The following is a 16,967-nucleotide window of genomic DNA, read 5'->3' as shown; positions in this document are numbered from 1 at the left end:
TTATTGTTTACAAAAATATAATTTTATAATTTATCTGTTATCTCTTATAGATTTTAATTGATTCTGAACTAAAATATAAATTATATTCGTCGTTTTGAAACAATAAGTTTTTAATATTGAAGAAGATAATAACATCAGGAAGCTGATCAATACTGTTTAAAGCATAGTTATCACTGGAAACTAAAAGTATACCAACCTTTTTATTAATCTCTGAAATTGTGGATATATAGTTTATTTTTCTTTTTTTAACGAGATAATTATGATCAGCGATTTCTCTTTTTTCAATATCCGGAATCAAACTGAATATCTTGCGGCTTGCCTGTTGAAGAGAAAGTAGGATATCAATCTGGCCGTAGTCATCTGCAATATGAAGAAGCGTTGCGTCTTTAGGAATATGCATGTTCAATTCAAAGTAAGCAGACTTATTGATCCTGAAATCTTCTTTAACCTGTTTTACAATCTCATTTTCCTTATACAAAAAGCTCAGAAACAGCTTCTTTTTAAAGTAATCCTCATCCTCCAGCTCTTCTCTTAGCTTTGAAAACTCTTCTCTGAAATAAGCGTTTATTTTTTTTGTTCGTTCAGAATACGTGGACCCAAAACTCTCATCATTTTGATGGATACGATCTCCTACTTTTACCGTAATGCTCCCATCATAAATGATAAAGTCTCCTTTTGGCAATACTTCCGAGTTGCCATGAATATATACAGGCAAAATATCCAGATTCAATTGTTCAGAAAGGTAGAAAGCTCCTTTATGAAATCTTTTGATATCATTTGTATAAGAACGTTCTGCTTCCGGAAAGACCACCAGCGAATATCCTTGTTGTACCTTTTCTTTTAGTTTGTCAATTCCGTTTTCAATACCTTGGGAAACCGGATAAAAACCTAATGCCTTTACAAGTTTTCCAAAAATAGGTGAGTTATACACCCAATCATTTACAAGATATACAATCTTGTAATTGGTCATTGCCAGTGCTAGTGTATCCAGGAATGAAGTATGATTGGCAATAATAATAGCAGGTTTACTGAAATCTTCTTCAGGATTTTTTATCACCGTCTTTTTTACAAATGGATTACTATATAAAACAGAAGTTAAAAACCGGGCAATGAATATTTTGATATACCTGAGTGTATTTCCCTTGGCATTTTTAACAAAAAAAGCTCCAAATAAGGAAAAAAGAAATCCTCCCAGCCCATAATAGGCAAACGATACCACGGAGTGAAGGAATAATCTAAAAGTAATAGGAGAAAGTCCCTTTTTTGCTCTGTTAATAATTAAAAGTCTGAACCAGAACGGATACAAAGTAGAAGTAATGATAATAACCGAAAACATTCCTATTAAAGCCACCAGTGCCAAAGAGTGTAATGCCGGGTGCTTGGCAAAAATCAATGAGCCGATCGATAAAATAGTGGTGAAAACAGCTAATATGATTGAGATCCTGTAAGTAGGAAGTTCATTTTTACCTGTAGTATGTTCCTTTTGCATAGCCTTTGTCAGAAAGATGCTGAAATCGTCTCCGACTCCAAAGATAAGGGTACAGACTACAGTACTGAAAATATTGAGTTCTAGCCCTAAGAAATAAAGAATGCCGGCTGTAACCACTCCTGTTAATACAATAGGGAACATGGTAAGGACAGTGAGTTCAAAATTTCTGAAAAAGACAATAATAGTAAGGATGATGGCGAGTAGTGAATAATTGATCAGGGTGTTGAAATCTCTTTTCAATAATCCCAGAAAGTTCTCATTCATTTGCTGGCGGTCAATAGCAAGAACATCCTGCTTTTTTTCTACATCTCTGATAAAGGCATCTCTTTTAGTTTCATCCACTTTTATAATATTGGAAATAGTATAAAATCCTTTTTCATTGCTTAAAAATTCAGATACCTGTAGTGCTTTTATTTTTTCATAATCCTCAATGCTGCGGGTGGAGTAGTTTTTGTTTAAAAGTTCTGTAAATTGCTTAAAAGCTGAACTATTAAATCCAAATTTGTTTCCATTGCTTACCAATTCTGAAACCGTTTGATTTTTCTTTTGGTCGTTCCAGAATTTTTTCCAGTTTTCAATCTTTTTTTGCTGATCCTTTTCAGACAGGACTACATTGCCCAGAGAATTATAGCTCAGGATTTTTCCTTCCTTTTTTTCTTTTTCCAGAAATTGGTTCAGTTGGGTGTTTCGGGTTAATGCTTCTTCTTCAGAATTACCATAGGAAATGGTGTAGATTGATTTTGAAGTAATATCTGAAAGCTTCTGTAATTTTGCTTCGCTTATTTTCAGATCCTTTGGAATGTAGTTTAGATCTCCAATGTCTTCATTAAAACCCACGTGCCTGAATCCAAATAAGCAGGCAATAATGACCAGGGAGCATCCTATAATTAGGGGTTTGTTCTTTTCATAGGGATAAAAGCCGATCCTGTCAATGAAATTTGTGCTTGCTTTTTCCCCTTTTTCTTTAGGGTGGTATAGTTGGGGAACGATAATCAGGGCTGAAATGGAAGAAAGCATTACGGTTAGTGAAGCAAATAGTCCCAGATCCTTTAAGGCTTCCGATCTTACGAAGACAAGACATAAGAATGAAACCGCAGTGGTAGCACTGCTTAAAATAATAGGTTGGGTAATTTCTTTATAGAGCTCTTCAATATTATTATTGTGTTTATAGTGTGTAAGGATGTGCAAGGCATAATCTATTGTAATTCCGATCAGGATTGCTCCGACACTTAATGAAATTGCTGAGATCTTATCCTTAATAAAATATAAGATAAGCAGTGCCAGCAGAACAGAAAATACCGTAGGAAGAAAAACAATAATCGGAGTGAAGAAATTCCTGAAATAATAAATAAGCAGGATCAGCAGTACAGTCATGGAAATCATTACTGTATTCTGAATGTCCTTTTTTATCTGTTCAGCATTTGCAACCGCAATTACGGGTGAACCAAAGTAGCTGATTTCTGTTTTTCCTTTAAATTCTTTATTAAGATCATCCTTTATTTTGTTGAGCTGGTCTACAAAAAATTCATTGTTTTTAGTATCGTTACTTTTGTTTTTAGGATCAATAAAAAGTAATAAATTTTTTCCGTCTTTCGTTACAATAAAATTATCCTCCAGCTTAAAATCTTTGCTGACGTTAAGTGCATTCAATTTTTTAATGCCTAAAAAAGTAATTCCGAGGGGATCTTTTTTTATAAATTCTTTTGTAACCAGGCTTGTTGGGGAAGCAAGAGAAATGTAATTGTTTTCTACCTGTTTTGCAATGCTGTCTTTCTGAATCTTCCTGTTGATTTCTTTATAGTCATTTTCATCTAAAAACAAAGGGAGGTTTTGATTTACAAAATCAAAAGTCTCGGAAATTTCACTGTCATTTACCTTTCCCTGAATCGCTCCGATATACTTTTCTAAAGGAGAAATTTTTTCCAGAAAAGTATTGGCGGTTTCAGAAAGCTGAAAATTATCCTCCGAAGATTTATTCTCAATGATGACGATGATCTTATCTGAAAAATTAAGTTGTTTAAGAATTTTTGCAGTAAGATCAGATTTTTCACTTTTAGGAATGATCTGATTGATGTCTTCCTCGAAATTTATTTTTGATGCAAAAAACAGGCAAACCAAAGCAATTCCCACTGCAAATAATGCAGATAGAACTCTGTTTTTGGAGATTAAATAGTATAAAAATATAAAAAAACGATGCATCGCATTAAAAAATCAAGTTTGCAAATTTAATTTTTTAAGTATTAGTTCAAAACTTTTACCCCGTAAGTTTATTTTAAAATCAATAAAATGTTTAGGTAAAATAAAAAAAACTTATACTTTTGCAAATGTCCCTCATAATAATATATTTTAAAACAAAATTATTCTGAATAAAAAGCTGTTTTGATATGTTGAAAATATTTGATGAAAAAATAAACGGATTTTTATTTACGATAATACTTCCGCTTTTGCTGTTCTCAATGTCCTATTATGGATTTGAGTCTTCCTACACAAGATTGAAAACAGCAGAAAGGCCGCCCGATTATTTGTTTTCATCGGTGTATGCTTATCGGGTACTTCCCAACTATCTCAGTTTGTATCTTACGGACATTGTGGGATATATTATTGAAAATTATTTGGGCTTTTTTCGGAAATTTCTACATAAAAACGGAACTGCATTTTATCATGGTCTTTTTCTGATGAACAGTTTCTTCTTTATTCTTTCTTCCGTTGTTTTTAATAAACTACTTTCCCTGAAGCCGGTTTCACTTCTTGTAAACATCAATCTAAAAAGAGTTATTCATCTGCTGGCCGTGTTTTTTATTGTAATCACGCAATATGCACCTACAAATTGTGATATGATGGCACTTTTTTGTTATCTGACAGGAGTATTTTTAACATTAAAGTATTTTCATACAAATAAGACTGCATATTTTTATATTCTAATTGTTTTAATATTTCTTTCGACGTTCGTTAGGGAGACGGCTTGTCTGAATATTGCTTTTTTTGCTGCACTCTTCCTGGATATAGATGATCTCAGAAAAGGAAATTATACAATGGTCGCAAAAACAATTCCTCTGGTGATCTCTTTTTTAACAGCCTATTTAGGATTGAGAATGATTGTTGTTCAGGAAACTACTTTTGTAGAAGGCTTTTATATCAACAGGAACTTCGAAAGCCCGTTCAATCTGGCGGGGCTGTTATTTGGATCCATAGTCTTGTATTTTGTATACCTGTTGGGCGTATCTGCTGACAATAAAACGATATTTAAAAAGTATTTATTTTTCTCATTGCCTTATCTTGCTATGATTACCATGGTGGGACTTTACTGGGAGGTGAGGCTTTTCCTTCCACTTATTCTTACAGGAATTGTAGTGGCTTATCATCAATTTAAAAATTCCCTGATCCTCTCATGAGTTTATTGCATCCATATTACATCATTGCGATGATCTACATGCTTATTTTTAGCGTGCAGGAGGTCTTTGGAAATAAAGTTGATAAAAAGTGGTTTTGGTTTTTAGGGGTTTACCTGATTATTATTGCCGGGCTCAGAGATAGTGTTGGGCCGGATTATGGGAGTTATAAAGGGATTTATATCTATTCAGATACAAAAGAGTATTGGAGTATCTTTTTAAAGGCCCTTCACATAGAAGGTTCAGAGAATGTTGATATAGAATGGTTGTATGCATTGATCAATAAGATCATGCTTAATTTGTTCAATGCTCCGTTTTACATGCTGACACTCGTTATTGCTATTTTTGCTATATTTTTTAAGATAAAATATACCGAAGACAATACTTTTTATCCATTTACTTTTACGCTGTTTATGTTTATTCCCAATTTCTTCATTGGAGAAAGTGGACAGATCAGGCAGAATCTTGGAACCTTTATTATATACTTCGCAATCAGGTATATCAAAGAAAGAAAATTATGGCACTATTTATTCTTTGTATTCATAGCTTCAGGGATTCATAATGTATGTTATATATTTCTACCCATGTATTGGGTTGCACGCATACCTTTAAATAAAACAATGATGCTGGTGTCTATTATTGTTTCGATCTTTTTGTCTCCATTCGAAGTGTATAAGGTTTTTGGTAACTTTTTGAGTAATATTGCCTCCGATAGTATGCTTGTGGAAGGTTTTAACGGATATGTGGATGAGACGGCGCAGCGATTAAATGGGGGATTTGGTATTCCCGAAGCGTTAATGGCAATTCTCACATTCTTTTTATTTGCATTTGATACTCCCATGAAGGAAAAATATCCATATTATGAATATCACAGGAACTATGCCGTCATTGGAATCTGTTTTTATTTCATATTCAGAAACAATCCGGTGTTCTCATCCAGGCTTGCGGGAGCGTTTATTGGTTTCTCATTTGTATTGATTCCTAATGCAATGTATGTTGTTTCGGCTAATAAAAAGAGATTAATATATTCCTTTATCATTGCATTGACCATATTCAACTTCGTGGTATTTTCCAGTTTCAGAAATATTATTGCAGGTAGGTTCACCATTGACCTCTATAAAAATCATATTTTACCTTAACAGTAAAGTAAATGTATTGACAAAAGGCGCACTTTAAAGATGCGTCTTTTTTCTGTTATCCTTTATCAATGCTCGTTTCTTTACGCTCCAGACTGTATTTTTCCTTATTATTTGTGAACTTAATATACCACAAATTTAAAATTCAATACAATAATATTGTAGTTTTGTGCTGTTTTAATCAAAATAGAATATCTATAAATAATTGTTTTATTTAATAGTATTTATATAATAATTAACTTATTAAATATATATTTATAATATAAATCACTATTTATTGATGCGGGCTTAAAATTTGTATTGGTGTTTCTACACCAAACCTAAGGATATGAGAAACAGTATACTAAAAAAAATGACGGCAATTTTTTGCCTTGTGTCAGTGAGTGCCTATTGTAGCAATGGGTATAGATATGATAAAGATGATGAGTGGCCAGGTGATCACTATACAAAAGTTAACGATTCTTTGGTCAGGATACCACAAAACTATGATCAAAGAGTGATCAATTCTGCTGATACCCAAAGTTTTTCATCCCAGCTTAATGTAAAAAGTAAAGTAAACCCACTTGCCTTAGATTGGACTAAGGCGCCCAATAGTTATATTTTTGATCCTAACCAGGAATATGCCGGTCTGCTTATACCGGTCAGAAAAGCCTATGCCATGTGGGAAGATGATAAATATATAGGCAGTGAAGGTATTCCCGAAGGAAAATTAACGGCTGATGTATTATGGGAGGATGTTCCTGGGCTAATAATAAGTGGAGGTAATTACGCTCTTGAAGTACTTGATACGGGGCAGAATGCCAAAATTAAAGTTCCTGTAAATAAATCAAAAGAGGGAAATGCTGTAATAGCATTTAGAATAAATGGCGAAATTTTTTGGTCATGGCATGTATGGGTTACTGATGATCCCACTAACGGATCTGCCTATAAAAGTTTTGAAACAATTAAAAGACAGAGAAACGATGGAGTGATTGAGCAGATCCCCGATTCGGACTGGAGGTGGATGGATAGGGATTTAGGCTCTGTAAGCGGAACGATCACAGGAACAGAATGGAACAGGAATTTAGGCTTACTCTATCAATGGGGTAGAAAAGACCCGATACCCTCTCTGGTATACAGGGGTAATGATTTCTATGAAGTATCAGGATCTATCGGAAGAATAAGGCACCGGGGAGCAAAAAATTTCACTAATGCCATTAAAATTGATGATCTCAGAAAGTTTGTTTTATTATCCAATGCTGAAGTAACCAATAATATCAAGCTTTCTGTAAAAAATCCTTTGAGTCTTATCTATGTGAATAAGGATGATAACTCTGGTCCCGCATATTATAATAACAATGCTAATCTGATGGTTAACTGGTTTGGAAAATCCTCTAATTTTAAAGACTACCAGTTATCTGAGCTTAATTTATGGTCAGACAATTCACAGGGGAAAATAAACGCAACTTATACCACTGATGATTCAGCTCAACCGTACCGTGATAAGTCATCTTATGATCCTTGTCCCAACGGATGGCGGATTCCATCGGTTTTGGTTGCTAATCTTGCCTCAGCAAATTATGTGGATGATATCAGGACCGATTTTTCTCCCTTTGGAGTAAGAACCAATATGGGGAAAAATGCTTTTGAATCCAATGGCTACCATATTGTAAAACCCACTGATACGAATATGCCTTTATTTATGAAGGGAATTAAATTGTATCCCAATATCGGATTTGACCTTTCTCAGGTCGGAGGTTACGATATGGGATTGTTTCCCGGAACGGGGCAGGTAGCTATTGAAACACAGGCCGGACAATATGCGGACCAGCACCATACCAACATATGGACTGCGACGATGGCCAGACAGTTTGATGCTACTCCTGCTACTGTTGCAAGAGGCTTATATATGATTCCGGATAAAGCCCAGCCTGACATTCCGGATTCAAATTTCCCTACGATAAAAGGTAGATTTCAATATGTGCCGTTAGCAACAATGAATACTTCAGAAGCTAATGGATGCCGTTGCGTAAAAGATCCTTTGTATGTGGTGGATAATTATGATTTTCCTACTGAATTTTTAAACATTTCCAATGAATATCTTGAAGGGTTAAATAATCCGAATACTTATCAGATCGTTAAGGCGACGACTGTATCTACCATAGAGATTCCAGTGAGTAAAGCATTTTCAGTTCAAAGTCAGCTTCTTAATAATCAGGAGATTCTTGATCCTTCCAATTATAACAACCTTAAGGTAAATGTACTTTGGACAACTAATACAAGTTTAATTAGTAATGTATCAATAGCTAATCCCTCTCCTGCGTCGCTGGGCGGTTTAAGCGGGTCTAAAATTGTAGTTGCAATTAATCCCAATCAAAGTGGAAATGCGGTGGTTACTCTTCATAATGGCAATATCACTAATCCTGTTTACTGGAGCTGGCATATTTGGGTTACTGACACGCCCGTGAACAGTCTTCAATATACAACAGAATTGCCGGCCGGAAATGCCACCAATTATGTCAATTATGTAGATAAAGCAGATATTCCCTTCCGGACCGAATTTATGGACAGAAATCTGGGGGCAACGGATGCATTTCCGATGGTTGTAAATAATCTTACCCCTACCTCTGCGGAATTATCCAGAATCAGGGCATCCACTGGGCTTCATTATCAGTGGGGAAGAAAAGATCCTATTCCAACATTCCAGTATGCTGATAACAGAGGGTCATACAATGTGTTTCTTGGGAATGTTTTAGCAACCGGAACGATTAGTTATACTACCCTTGCTGCGTCTACTTATAATAATATGTCCGGAAGTTATATTGTTCCTTATAATACTTATGCTGCGAATGCAAATCTCCTGGATACAGATAAGGTGTCTGACAAAATTTCGAAAATCTTGTCTTATTCTGTTAGAAATCCTTTAGTATATATGATTCCAAGTACTTTTGCTCCCTATAATAGCAGTACTCCTAATTATACAAATGGAACGGATTGGCTATCTACTGAACCGAACCTGGCGCAGGACAGATGGGGAAGAGGAGGTGTGAAATCACCGTTTGATCCTTGTCCGGAAGGCTGGAGAATTCCTGATGTGTCTGGTGTTGCAATTGTTTCCGGTAAAGATTTTGGAATGACTCCATGGTATAAAAAGGATAAAAATGTTGCAACCATGTATAGTATCGTTAACGATTATCAGGGAGTGAGAGTCAGAAATCCAAGCACGACAACTACGATTGGCTATATGTTCAATCAGTCAGCATATCCTGTCGGCAATTATCCTAATTCCGGATCCAGAGGTTTCAGAAGTGTTACAGGGAATCAATCTGCCCAGGGAACTTATAACGTCCTTAATTATCAATATCCCGGATTCTGGACCGGTGCATTGGCGTCGAATTATACAGGGCGTTCTGTAAATATGTTATTCGATGCAGCTTCCTCTTCAAACCGTATTATGGCTTTTCATGATAATAACGACCCTTATTTTGGAATGAGCTGCCGTTGTGTAAAGGTTAAATATGATGAAGACGGAAATGAAGAAGGGGTAATTACAAAACTTCAGATTACATCTTTGTCAGCGACAAAAGCTGCAGCACCTTTAAATAAAGATGAGTTTTTGGATATTATGGGCAAAGAGCAGGTCTCTGTTTTTCCTAATCCGGTAAAAAGTGAACTTCATATCAAGGCACCGGATACTACCGGAGGATATTATTATCAGATATATAATATGTCGGGACAACTGATCATGTCCGGAAAATTTGAAAATGATAAGACTAATCTTTCTACATTGACATCAGGAATATATTTGATCCGGATAAATAACTCGAATAAGATCATTAAGCTTATAAAAGAATAAAAATTTAAATATAAATAGGCTGTTTCAATCATGAGACAGCTTATTTTTTACTACTTTATTTACCGATCTTATAATAATAGGTGAAAAATTCTATTAAGATGTGTTTTACTAAATTAATTTTAAGTCAATCACTTGATTGAAAAGAATAAAACCAGTATATAAATGCCCTGTAAAGTCATTTCATTTTTAAATTAAACAAGTATTGCAAAACCTATGTAATAAAAAAGCTTTACTTTTGCAAAAATTTTAGAATGTCGAAAAATTTAGTAATTGTAGAGTCCCCGGCAAAAGCAAAAACTATTCAGAAATATTTAGGAAAGGATTTTGAGGTGAAATCCAGTTTCGGACATATCCGGGATTTACCTAAAAAAGGGATGGGTATAGATCTTGAGACATTCAGTCCTGATTACGAAGTTTCTGCTGACAAAAAGAAATTGGTAACAGAATTAAAATCTGCTGTTAAAAAAGCTGAAATTGTTTGGCTTGCTTCCGATGAGGATCGTGAAGGAGAAGCCATTGCATGGCATTTGGCAGATGAATTAAAGCTTAAGCCGGAAAACAGAAAACGTATTGTTTTTCATGAAATTACTAAAAATGCTATTCTAAAAGCAATTGACAACCCGAGAGATATCGATCAGAATCTGGTTAATGCACAACAGGCAAGAAGAGTTCTTGACAGAATCGTAGGTTTTGAAATGTCTCCTGTTCTTTGGAAAAAAGTAAAACCGGGATTATCAGCGGGTAGAGTTCAGTCTGTAGCCGTGAGATTAATTGTTGAAAGAGAAAAAGAAATACGCGCTTTCAATCCTAAAGCAAGCTTTAAGCTTGACGGGATTTTCCTGAATAAAGAAGATCAGGAAATCGCTGCGAAACTTAAAAAAGATTTCGAAAAAGAAGAAGAAGCTGAAAAATTTTTGGAAAAGGCAAAAACAACAGAGTTTAAAGTTCTGAATGTTGAAACAAAGCCTGGAACGCGTTCCGCATCTGCTCCTTTTACTACTTCTACATTACAGCAGGAAGCTTCTTCCAGATTAGGTTATAATGTAACAAACACTATGCGTCTTGCACAAAGACTGTATGAAGAAGGATACATTACCTATATGAGAACAGATTCCGTGAATCTTTCTCAGGAAGCAATCGAAGGATCAAAAAGACAGATTATATCTGAATACGGTGCAGAATATTCCGCTCCGAGAAATTATACGACAAAGTCGGCTTCAGCACAGGAGGCTCACGAAGCGATACGACCGACTGATTTCGCAGTAAAAAGTATTGGGGATGCTCAATTAAACAGATTATATCAATTAATATACAGAAGAACGCTGGCCTCTCAGATGGCTAATGCTAAAATTGAAAAAACGGTCATTGAAATAGGTAATGCGAGCTTGCCTCAGCATTTTGAAGCTCAGGGTGAGGTTATTATTTTTGATGGTTTCCTTAAAGCTTACGGTATTGTAAAAACGGAAGATGACGACGAGGAAAATAATGAGAAATTACTTCCGAAAGTAAAAGTAGGAGAAGTTTTAAGTTATAAATCAATTACGGCAACTGAAAAGTTCACCAGACCCAGCGCAAGATATACAGAAGCAGGATTGGTAAGAAAGCTTGAAGAATTGGGAATAGGCCGTCCTTCCACGTATGCGCCTACCATTCAGACCATCCAGAACCGTGAGTATGTTGATAAGCGTGAGATTGAGCCACAGATTCGTGAAGTGGTGAAAATGTCTTTGGTAAAAGATAAAATTAAAAAGGTAATACTCGACGAGAAATTCGGAGGTGATAAAAATAAATTTGTTCCTACAGATATTGGTGAGGTAGTCAATGACTTTCTTATTGATCATTTTAAGGAAATTCTTGATTACGGATTCACGGCAAGAGTTGAAGAAAGTTTCGATGAAATTGCAAACGGAGATCAGAAATGGAAGGAGATGATGACTGATTTTTATTCCAAATTCCATCCAAGAATTGAAGACGTAGAAGAAAATGCGGACCGTGCAAATGGGGATAGGCTGTTGGGTGTTGATCCAAAAACAGGTAAAAATGTTCATGCCAGAATTGGAAGATTTGGAGCTATGATCCAGATAGGGGAGACTGAAGATGAAGAAAAACCTACTTTTGCATCGCTAATGAGTGGGCAGAATATTGCAACCATTACGCTTGAAGAAGCATTGGAACTATTCAAGCTGCCTTTTGATCTGAAAGATTATGAAGGCCAATCCGTTTCAGTAGGTGTGGGGAGATTCGGTCCTTATGTAAAGTGGGGTGAAACGTATATCAGTATTCCAAAAGGAGAGGATCCGCTTTCTGTAGATCAGAACAGGGCTGAAGAAATTATCGGAGAAAAGAAAAAAGCTGATGCTCCTATTGCAACCTACAAGGGAGAGCCGGTAACCAAAGGAACAGGAAGGTTTGGTCCATTTATCAAATATCAGAGTATTTTTGTAAACGTTCCTAAAAAGTATGATTTCGATAATCTTTCTCAAAGCGACATTAATGAATTAATTGATGCTAAACTGGAGAAAGAAGCAAACAGATATATTCAGCAGTGGGAGAAAGAAAAAATATCTATTGAAAATGGAAGATGGGGACCATTTATTAAGTTTGGAAAGAGCATGTTCAAAATTCCAAAGAAAAAAGATGACACAAAATATGATGCTGAAGAACTGAAAGAAGTTTCATTGGATGAGGTGAAAAAGTGGATTACTGCCCAGGATAAAAATGCTTTTGCCGAGAAAAAAAAGCCGGCAGCCAAGAAAAAAGCGACTGCCACAAAAAAGAAATAAAAAGTAATGATATTACAAAGCCATTAACAAACAGTGTTAATGGCTTTTTTTATGACCATTAAATGATTTTATTTTAATATTTTTGGTTTTTAAGACTTAATTAGAGAGAATGAATTTTGAAGATTTTATAATTGCCCCTAGGAATTTCAAAACTGAGAATTGGCAGATTGGAAACCAGATTACCAAAGAAATAAAAGAAGACAGTATTGTTTTGCTTTTCGTATCAGATTACAGAGGATCAGGTGGCGATGCTGAAGTACAGGATTTTACCTCTGTAAGAAAGGAATTTTATAAATTATCACAGTTGGATTTTGAAATTCCCATCGTTGATCTTGGAGACCTTGTTTCCGGTAAATCTGTTCAGGATTCCCATTATATCTTACAAGAGGTTCTTTCTGCCTGTCACTATAAAAGAGCAATTCCTGTCATTATCGGAGGTTCTAATGATTTCGCCTTTTCTTTATTTTCAGGATTGAATTTTCATCAAAAAAATATCAATTATACACAGATCAGTAACGTCATTTCTCTTAAACAGGGTGAGCATATCAATGAGCATACTTTTCTAAGCAAAATTTTGGGTGCTAAGAATTTTTCGATTAAGAATTACCACCACTTGGGATATCAGAAGCACCTGAACGAAGTAGATTCTGTAAAGCTGATTAAAGAAGTTGAGTTTGATATTGTCCGTCTGGCAGAAATGATGAATTCTACAGAAAAAACAGAGCCCTTCTTCAGAAAGGCTGATTTGGTGACTCTCAATTGTGATGCAATTGAAAGTTTTGGAGAACCTTTTTCAATAAATCCGCAGGTGAATGGACTAAATAGACGGGAAATCTGCGCTTACATGAAGGAAGTTGGGTTGAGTGAAAATTTGAAGTCTGTCGGAATTTTTAATTATAACATATATTCGGAAAGCCAGTTGAATCATCAATTGTTGGCACAGATGATCTGGTATCTGATAGAAGGAATCAATATCCAAAGATCACACCCAAAAGAAAGGCACTACGAAATTTTTTATGTGTTGATCGATGATAGCCAACATACATTTAAGCGTGATACGTTTAGTAATCTGTGGTATTTTGGAGATGATGAGAATATTGAGAATTGTATTCCTTGTTCAAGAAAAGATTTTGACGAAGCAAAGAAAGGCTGGTTGAATGCAAGGCTGACGAAAATTTAATTTATAATGAATACTGTTCCCTCAAAAGTTTCTATCATAGTTCCTGTTTATAATGTTGAAAATTATTTGGCTAAATGTCTCGACTCTTTGATTAATCAAAGTCTGCAGGAAATTGAAATTATCGTTGTGGACGATGGTAGCAGTGATAATTCTGGATTGATTGCACAGGAATATGGCCAGCGTTTTCCGGAAAGACTAAAAGTTTGGAAGAAAGAAAATGGAGGTTTAAGCGATGCCCGGAATTTTGCCATTGACCGAGCGACGGGAGATTATATTGGTTTTGTGGATAGTGATGATTATGTCGGAAAAACCATGTTTGAAGAAATGTTTAACCTTGCGGAAAAGCATAATGCCGAAATGGTCATCTGTAATATTCAAAAAGTTGACGAGTCGGGAATTGTTACCCAAAAGCTTACTCAAATTCCTAATATGCCGGAAAAAATTGATTTGGAGAAAAACTTTTCTGTGTTTTCTGATCTCAGCTATTTTGCATGCAACAAGTTGTTCCGGAAGGAACTTTTTAATGATAAAAGGTTCAAAAAAGGGGTGCATTTTGAAGATATTCAGCTCATTCCACAACTTTTACTCAAGTGTAAGATTGTAGCACAGACGCAAAACTTTCATTATCACTATTTGGAAAGAAATGATTCTATCACTAAAACACATACTGAAAAAGGATTAGATATCCTCAAAGCAGTAAAAGATGTAGAATCTGAATTTAAAACATCATCCTATTCAACAAAAAAAGAGGAACTGAAAAACTTCCAGATTTTAGAGGGAGTATATAGTTTTTTGGCCTATCTGGCGTTTGTAAAAGATGATAAAGTTTTTTACGATATGGCTGATCAGCTGAAAAATTTTATAGAGGAAAGGAATATTAAAATTAAAGATATATTGTTCTATAGTCGTTTTGGTAAGAATTATATTTTATATTTGCCACTGAAAAAAAAGATATTTTATCTATTGTTTTTTGCAGGGCAAAAAAAATTGATAAGAAAGTTGATTTAAACACAAATGTAAGTACTGTCATTTCGATATATTACAAATTTCGTAGATACTATTTAGCAGATCTTAAGTAATGAGTGCTAAAGCATAATGAAAGTACTTAAATAGGAAAAAATGAAGAATTTTGAATTGTTCTTAAGCGAGATGGATATTTCTATTTTTTATGTAAAAATAGGATTTGGATTCTTGTTTTCTTTTTTAATCACGTTTTTCTCTATCCCAACCATTATTAAAATTTCCAGAAGAAAAAATCTGATGGATGAGCCGGGGGTAAGAAGTTCACACTTGAGAAAAATTCCCAATCTTGGAGGAATTGCTATTTTCTATTCTATAGGTATTTGTACTTCTATTTTTGCCTATGAACTTTTTGATCTGTATAAGTTTTTATTTGCTTCATTGCTCATTCTCCTTTATGTAGGAGTAATGGACGATATTGTAGTGATGAGAGCTTACAAAAAGCTTGTTGCCCAGATTGTGGTATCCACGCTTATCGTTATAGGATCTGATATAAGAATCAGAAATCTCTTTGGGATCTTTGGCATTTATGAACTTGAGTATGTTGTCAGTGTTATATTTAGTGTTATTACTTTTATTGTTCTTATTAATGCATTTAATCTCATTGATGGGATTGACGGACTCGCTGGAGGGTATTCAGTGATATGTAGTGCATTGTTTGGGATAAGTTATTATAGATTAGGAGAATATAATTATCCTCTGGTCGTATTGTCCGTTGTAATCATTGGAGCTGTTTTGGCATTTTTATACTATAACCTCTCGAATTACAGGACCAATAAGATATTCATGGGAGATACAGGATCTATGTTGTTAGGATTTTTATTGGCATTTACAAGCATCTGTTTTATTGATATATTTATAGACAAGAAGCTTCCGGATATTCCAAGGTATCACTTACAGTCAGCTCCGGCGATAGCTGTAGCCATATTGATTTTACCTATTGTAGATACTTTGAATGTCATCTTTGTAAGACTTTGGAATAAAAAATCTCCCTTTGATGCGGATAAGAATCATATACACCATAAGCTTCTGAAGCTTGACTTTACCCATAGAAGATCGGGTTTTTATATTGTCGTCTATTATCTTTTTATAGTAATGGTGGCATATTTTTTAAGACATATAAATGTAAATTTATTGTTATTGGTGATACTTGTGCTGGGCTTTACTGGTGCTTATTTGCCGGATTTTATTTATCGGATAAGAAATAATAGGAAGTAACAATTAAATTTTTATTTTTGTAAACAACATTTGATTATGATAAGAAATTTTAAATATTTATCCCTTTTAATCCTGCCTTTTTTCATTACCTCTTGTATCACAAAAAAAGATGTAAGATATATGCAGCCTAATGAAAATCTTGTGATCAATGAGGAAGGTCTTGTTCCTTACAACATTCCCGTATACAGGATCACGAAGAACGATATACTGAATCTCAATATTGTTACTACTCCAAAGGGCGATGCAGCGCAGTTTTATTCTACTTTAAATACTTCCGGTAGTACAGTTGCTCCCGGGGTTAATCCCACAACTATAGGAACTTTAGGACGTGTTGGAAGCGGAAGTGGAGGAAGTGGTGGTGGAGGAAATACCAATTTCTATTTTAATGGATTAAAAGTGGATTCCAATGGAGATATTAATGTTTTTGGAATCGGCTACATCAAAGCAGAAGGACGTACTATCGAAGATATCACCAAAGAGATCCAGGAGAAAGTAAATGAAAATTTCCAGGATGGAAAGTCTCAGGTGAGATTAAATACGGACGGGATAACTTATTATATTCTTGGAGATACGGAAGCTGTTGCTATTACAGGAGAAAAAGTGGCTCACAAAAATACGCTTACCATTACCGAAGCACTGGCAATTAATGGAGGATTAAATAAAAGTGTAGATAGAAAAACAATTGTTATCCACAGAAAATTACCGGAAGGAATTAAAATTGCGAAAATAGATTTAACCCGGGAAGATGTAATGAATTCACCATATTATTATGTGCAAAATGGTGATGAAATCTATCTTAATACCAGAGGGAAAAGCTTGAATGGATTGGGAAAAGACCCTGTACAGACTATCACAACAGGAATTTCATTAATTACTACAGCGTTGTCAGTTTATTTAATCCTAACAAGACTTTAATA

9 protein-coding genes are annotated in these 16,967 nt (G+C 34.8%); 8 read left to right on the top strand and 1 reads right to left on the bottom strand.

Annotated features, from left to right (window positions below; genetic code table 11):
• Window positions 1-37: 37 nt before the first annotated feature.
• Window positions 38-3,688: an MMPL family transporter gene (locus ACNFU2_RS12395; RefSeq protein ID WP_273649888.1), complete on the bottom strand. Its 3,651-nt coding sequence runs from the start codon at window positions 3,686-3,688 to the stop codon at window positions 38-40.
• 185 nt (window positions 3,689-3,873) lie between these two features.
• Here ACNFU2_RS12395 and ACNFU2_RS12390 point away from each other — a divergent pair, with 185 nt between their 5' ends.
• The 8 genes from ACNFU2_RS12390 to ACNFU2_RS12355 all read left to right on the top strand — a co-directional run bounded on the left by ACNFU2_RS12390 (window position 3,874) and on the right by ACNFU2_RS12355 (window position 16,965).
• Complete coding sequence (locus tag ACNFU2_RS12390) at window positions 3,874-4,881, top strand: hypothetical protein (protein WP_273649886.1); 1,008 nt, start codon at window positions 3,874-3,876, stop codon at window positions 4,879-4,881.
• Window positions 4,878-6,017, top strand: a complete 1,140-nt coding sequence (locus tag ACNFU2_RS12385; RefSeq protein WP_418121915.1) for an EpsG family protein — start codon at window positions 4,878-4,880, stop codon at window positions 6,015-6,017. The genes ACNFU2_RS12390 and ACNFU2_RS12385 overlap by 4 nt, the downstream gene beginning before the upstream one ends.
• Before the next feature lie 349 nt (window positions 6,018-6,366).
• Entirely contained in the window at window positions 6,367-9,849 is a 3,483-nt protein-coding gene (locus tag ACNFU2_RS12380) for a T9SS type A sorting domain-containing protein (protein ID WP_273649882.1), read from the top strand.
• 251 nt (window positions 9,850-10,100) lie between these two features.
• Complete coding sequence (gene topA / locus ACNFU2_RS12375; protein WP_418121914.1) at window positions 10,101-12,632, top strand: type I DNA topoisomerase; 2,532 nt, start codon at window positions 10,101-10,103, stop codon at window positions 12,630-12,632.
• 109 nt (window positions 12,633-12,741) lie between these two features.
• Window positions 12,742-13,812: a formimidoylglutamase gene (locus tag ACNFU2_RS12370; RefSeq protein WP_273649878.1), complete on the top strand. Its 1,071-nt coding sequence runs from the start codon at window positions 12,742-12,744 to the stop codon at window positions 13,810-13,812.
• A gap of 6 nt (window positions 13,813-13,818) precedes the next feature.
• Entirely contained in the window at window positions 13,819-14,820 is a 1,002-nt protein-coding gene (locus ACNFU2_RS12365; RefSeq protein ID WP_172282397.1) for a glycosyltransferase family 2 protein, read from the top strand.
• Window positions 14,821-14,931: 111 nt separating this feature from the next.
• Window positions 14,932-16,050, top strand: a complete 1,119-nt coding sequence (locus ACNFU2_RS12360; RefSeq protein WP_273649875.1) for a glycosyltransferase family 4 protein — start codon at window positions 14,932-14,934, stop codon at window positions 16,048-16,050.
• Window positions 16,051-16,086: 36 nt separating this feature from the next.
• Entirely contained in the window at window positions 16,087-16,965 is an 879-nt protein-coding gene (locus ACNFU2_RS12355) for a polysaccharide biosynthesis/export family protein (protein WP_172281083.1), read from the top strand.
• The last annotated feature ends 2 nt before the right edge of the window (window positions 16,966-16,967 follow it).

Origin of the sequence: Chryseobacterium sp. PTM-20240506 (genome assembly GCF_048296755.1) — a bacterium.
GTDB lineage: Bacteria > Bacteroidota > Bacteroidia > Flavobacteriales > Weeksellaceae > Chryseobacterium > Chryseobacterium proteolyticum.
Note: the sequence above shows the minus strand (reverse complement) of the source record. Positions and strands in the feature narration are given on the sequence as shown.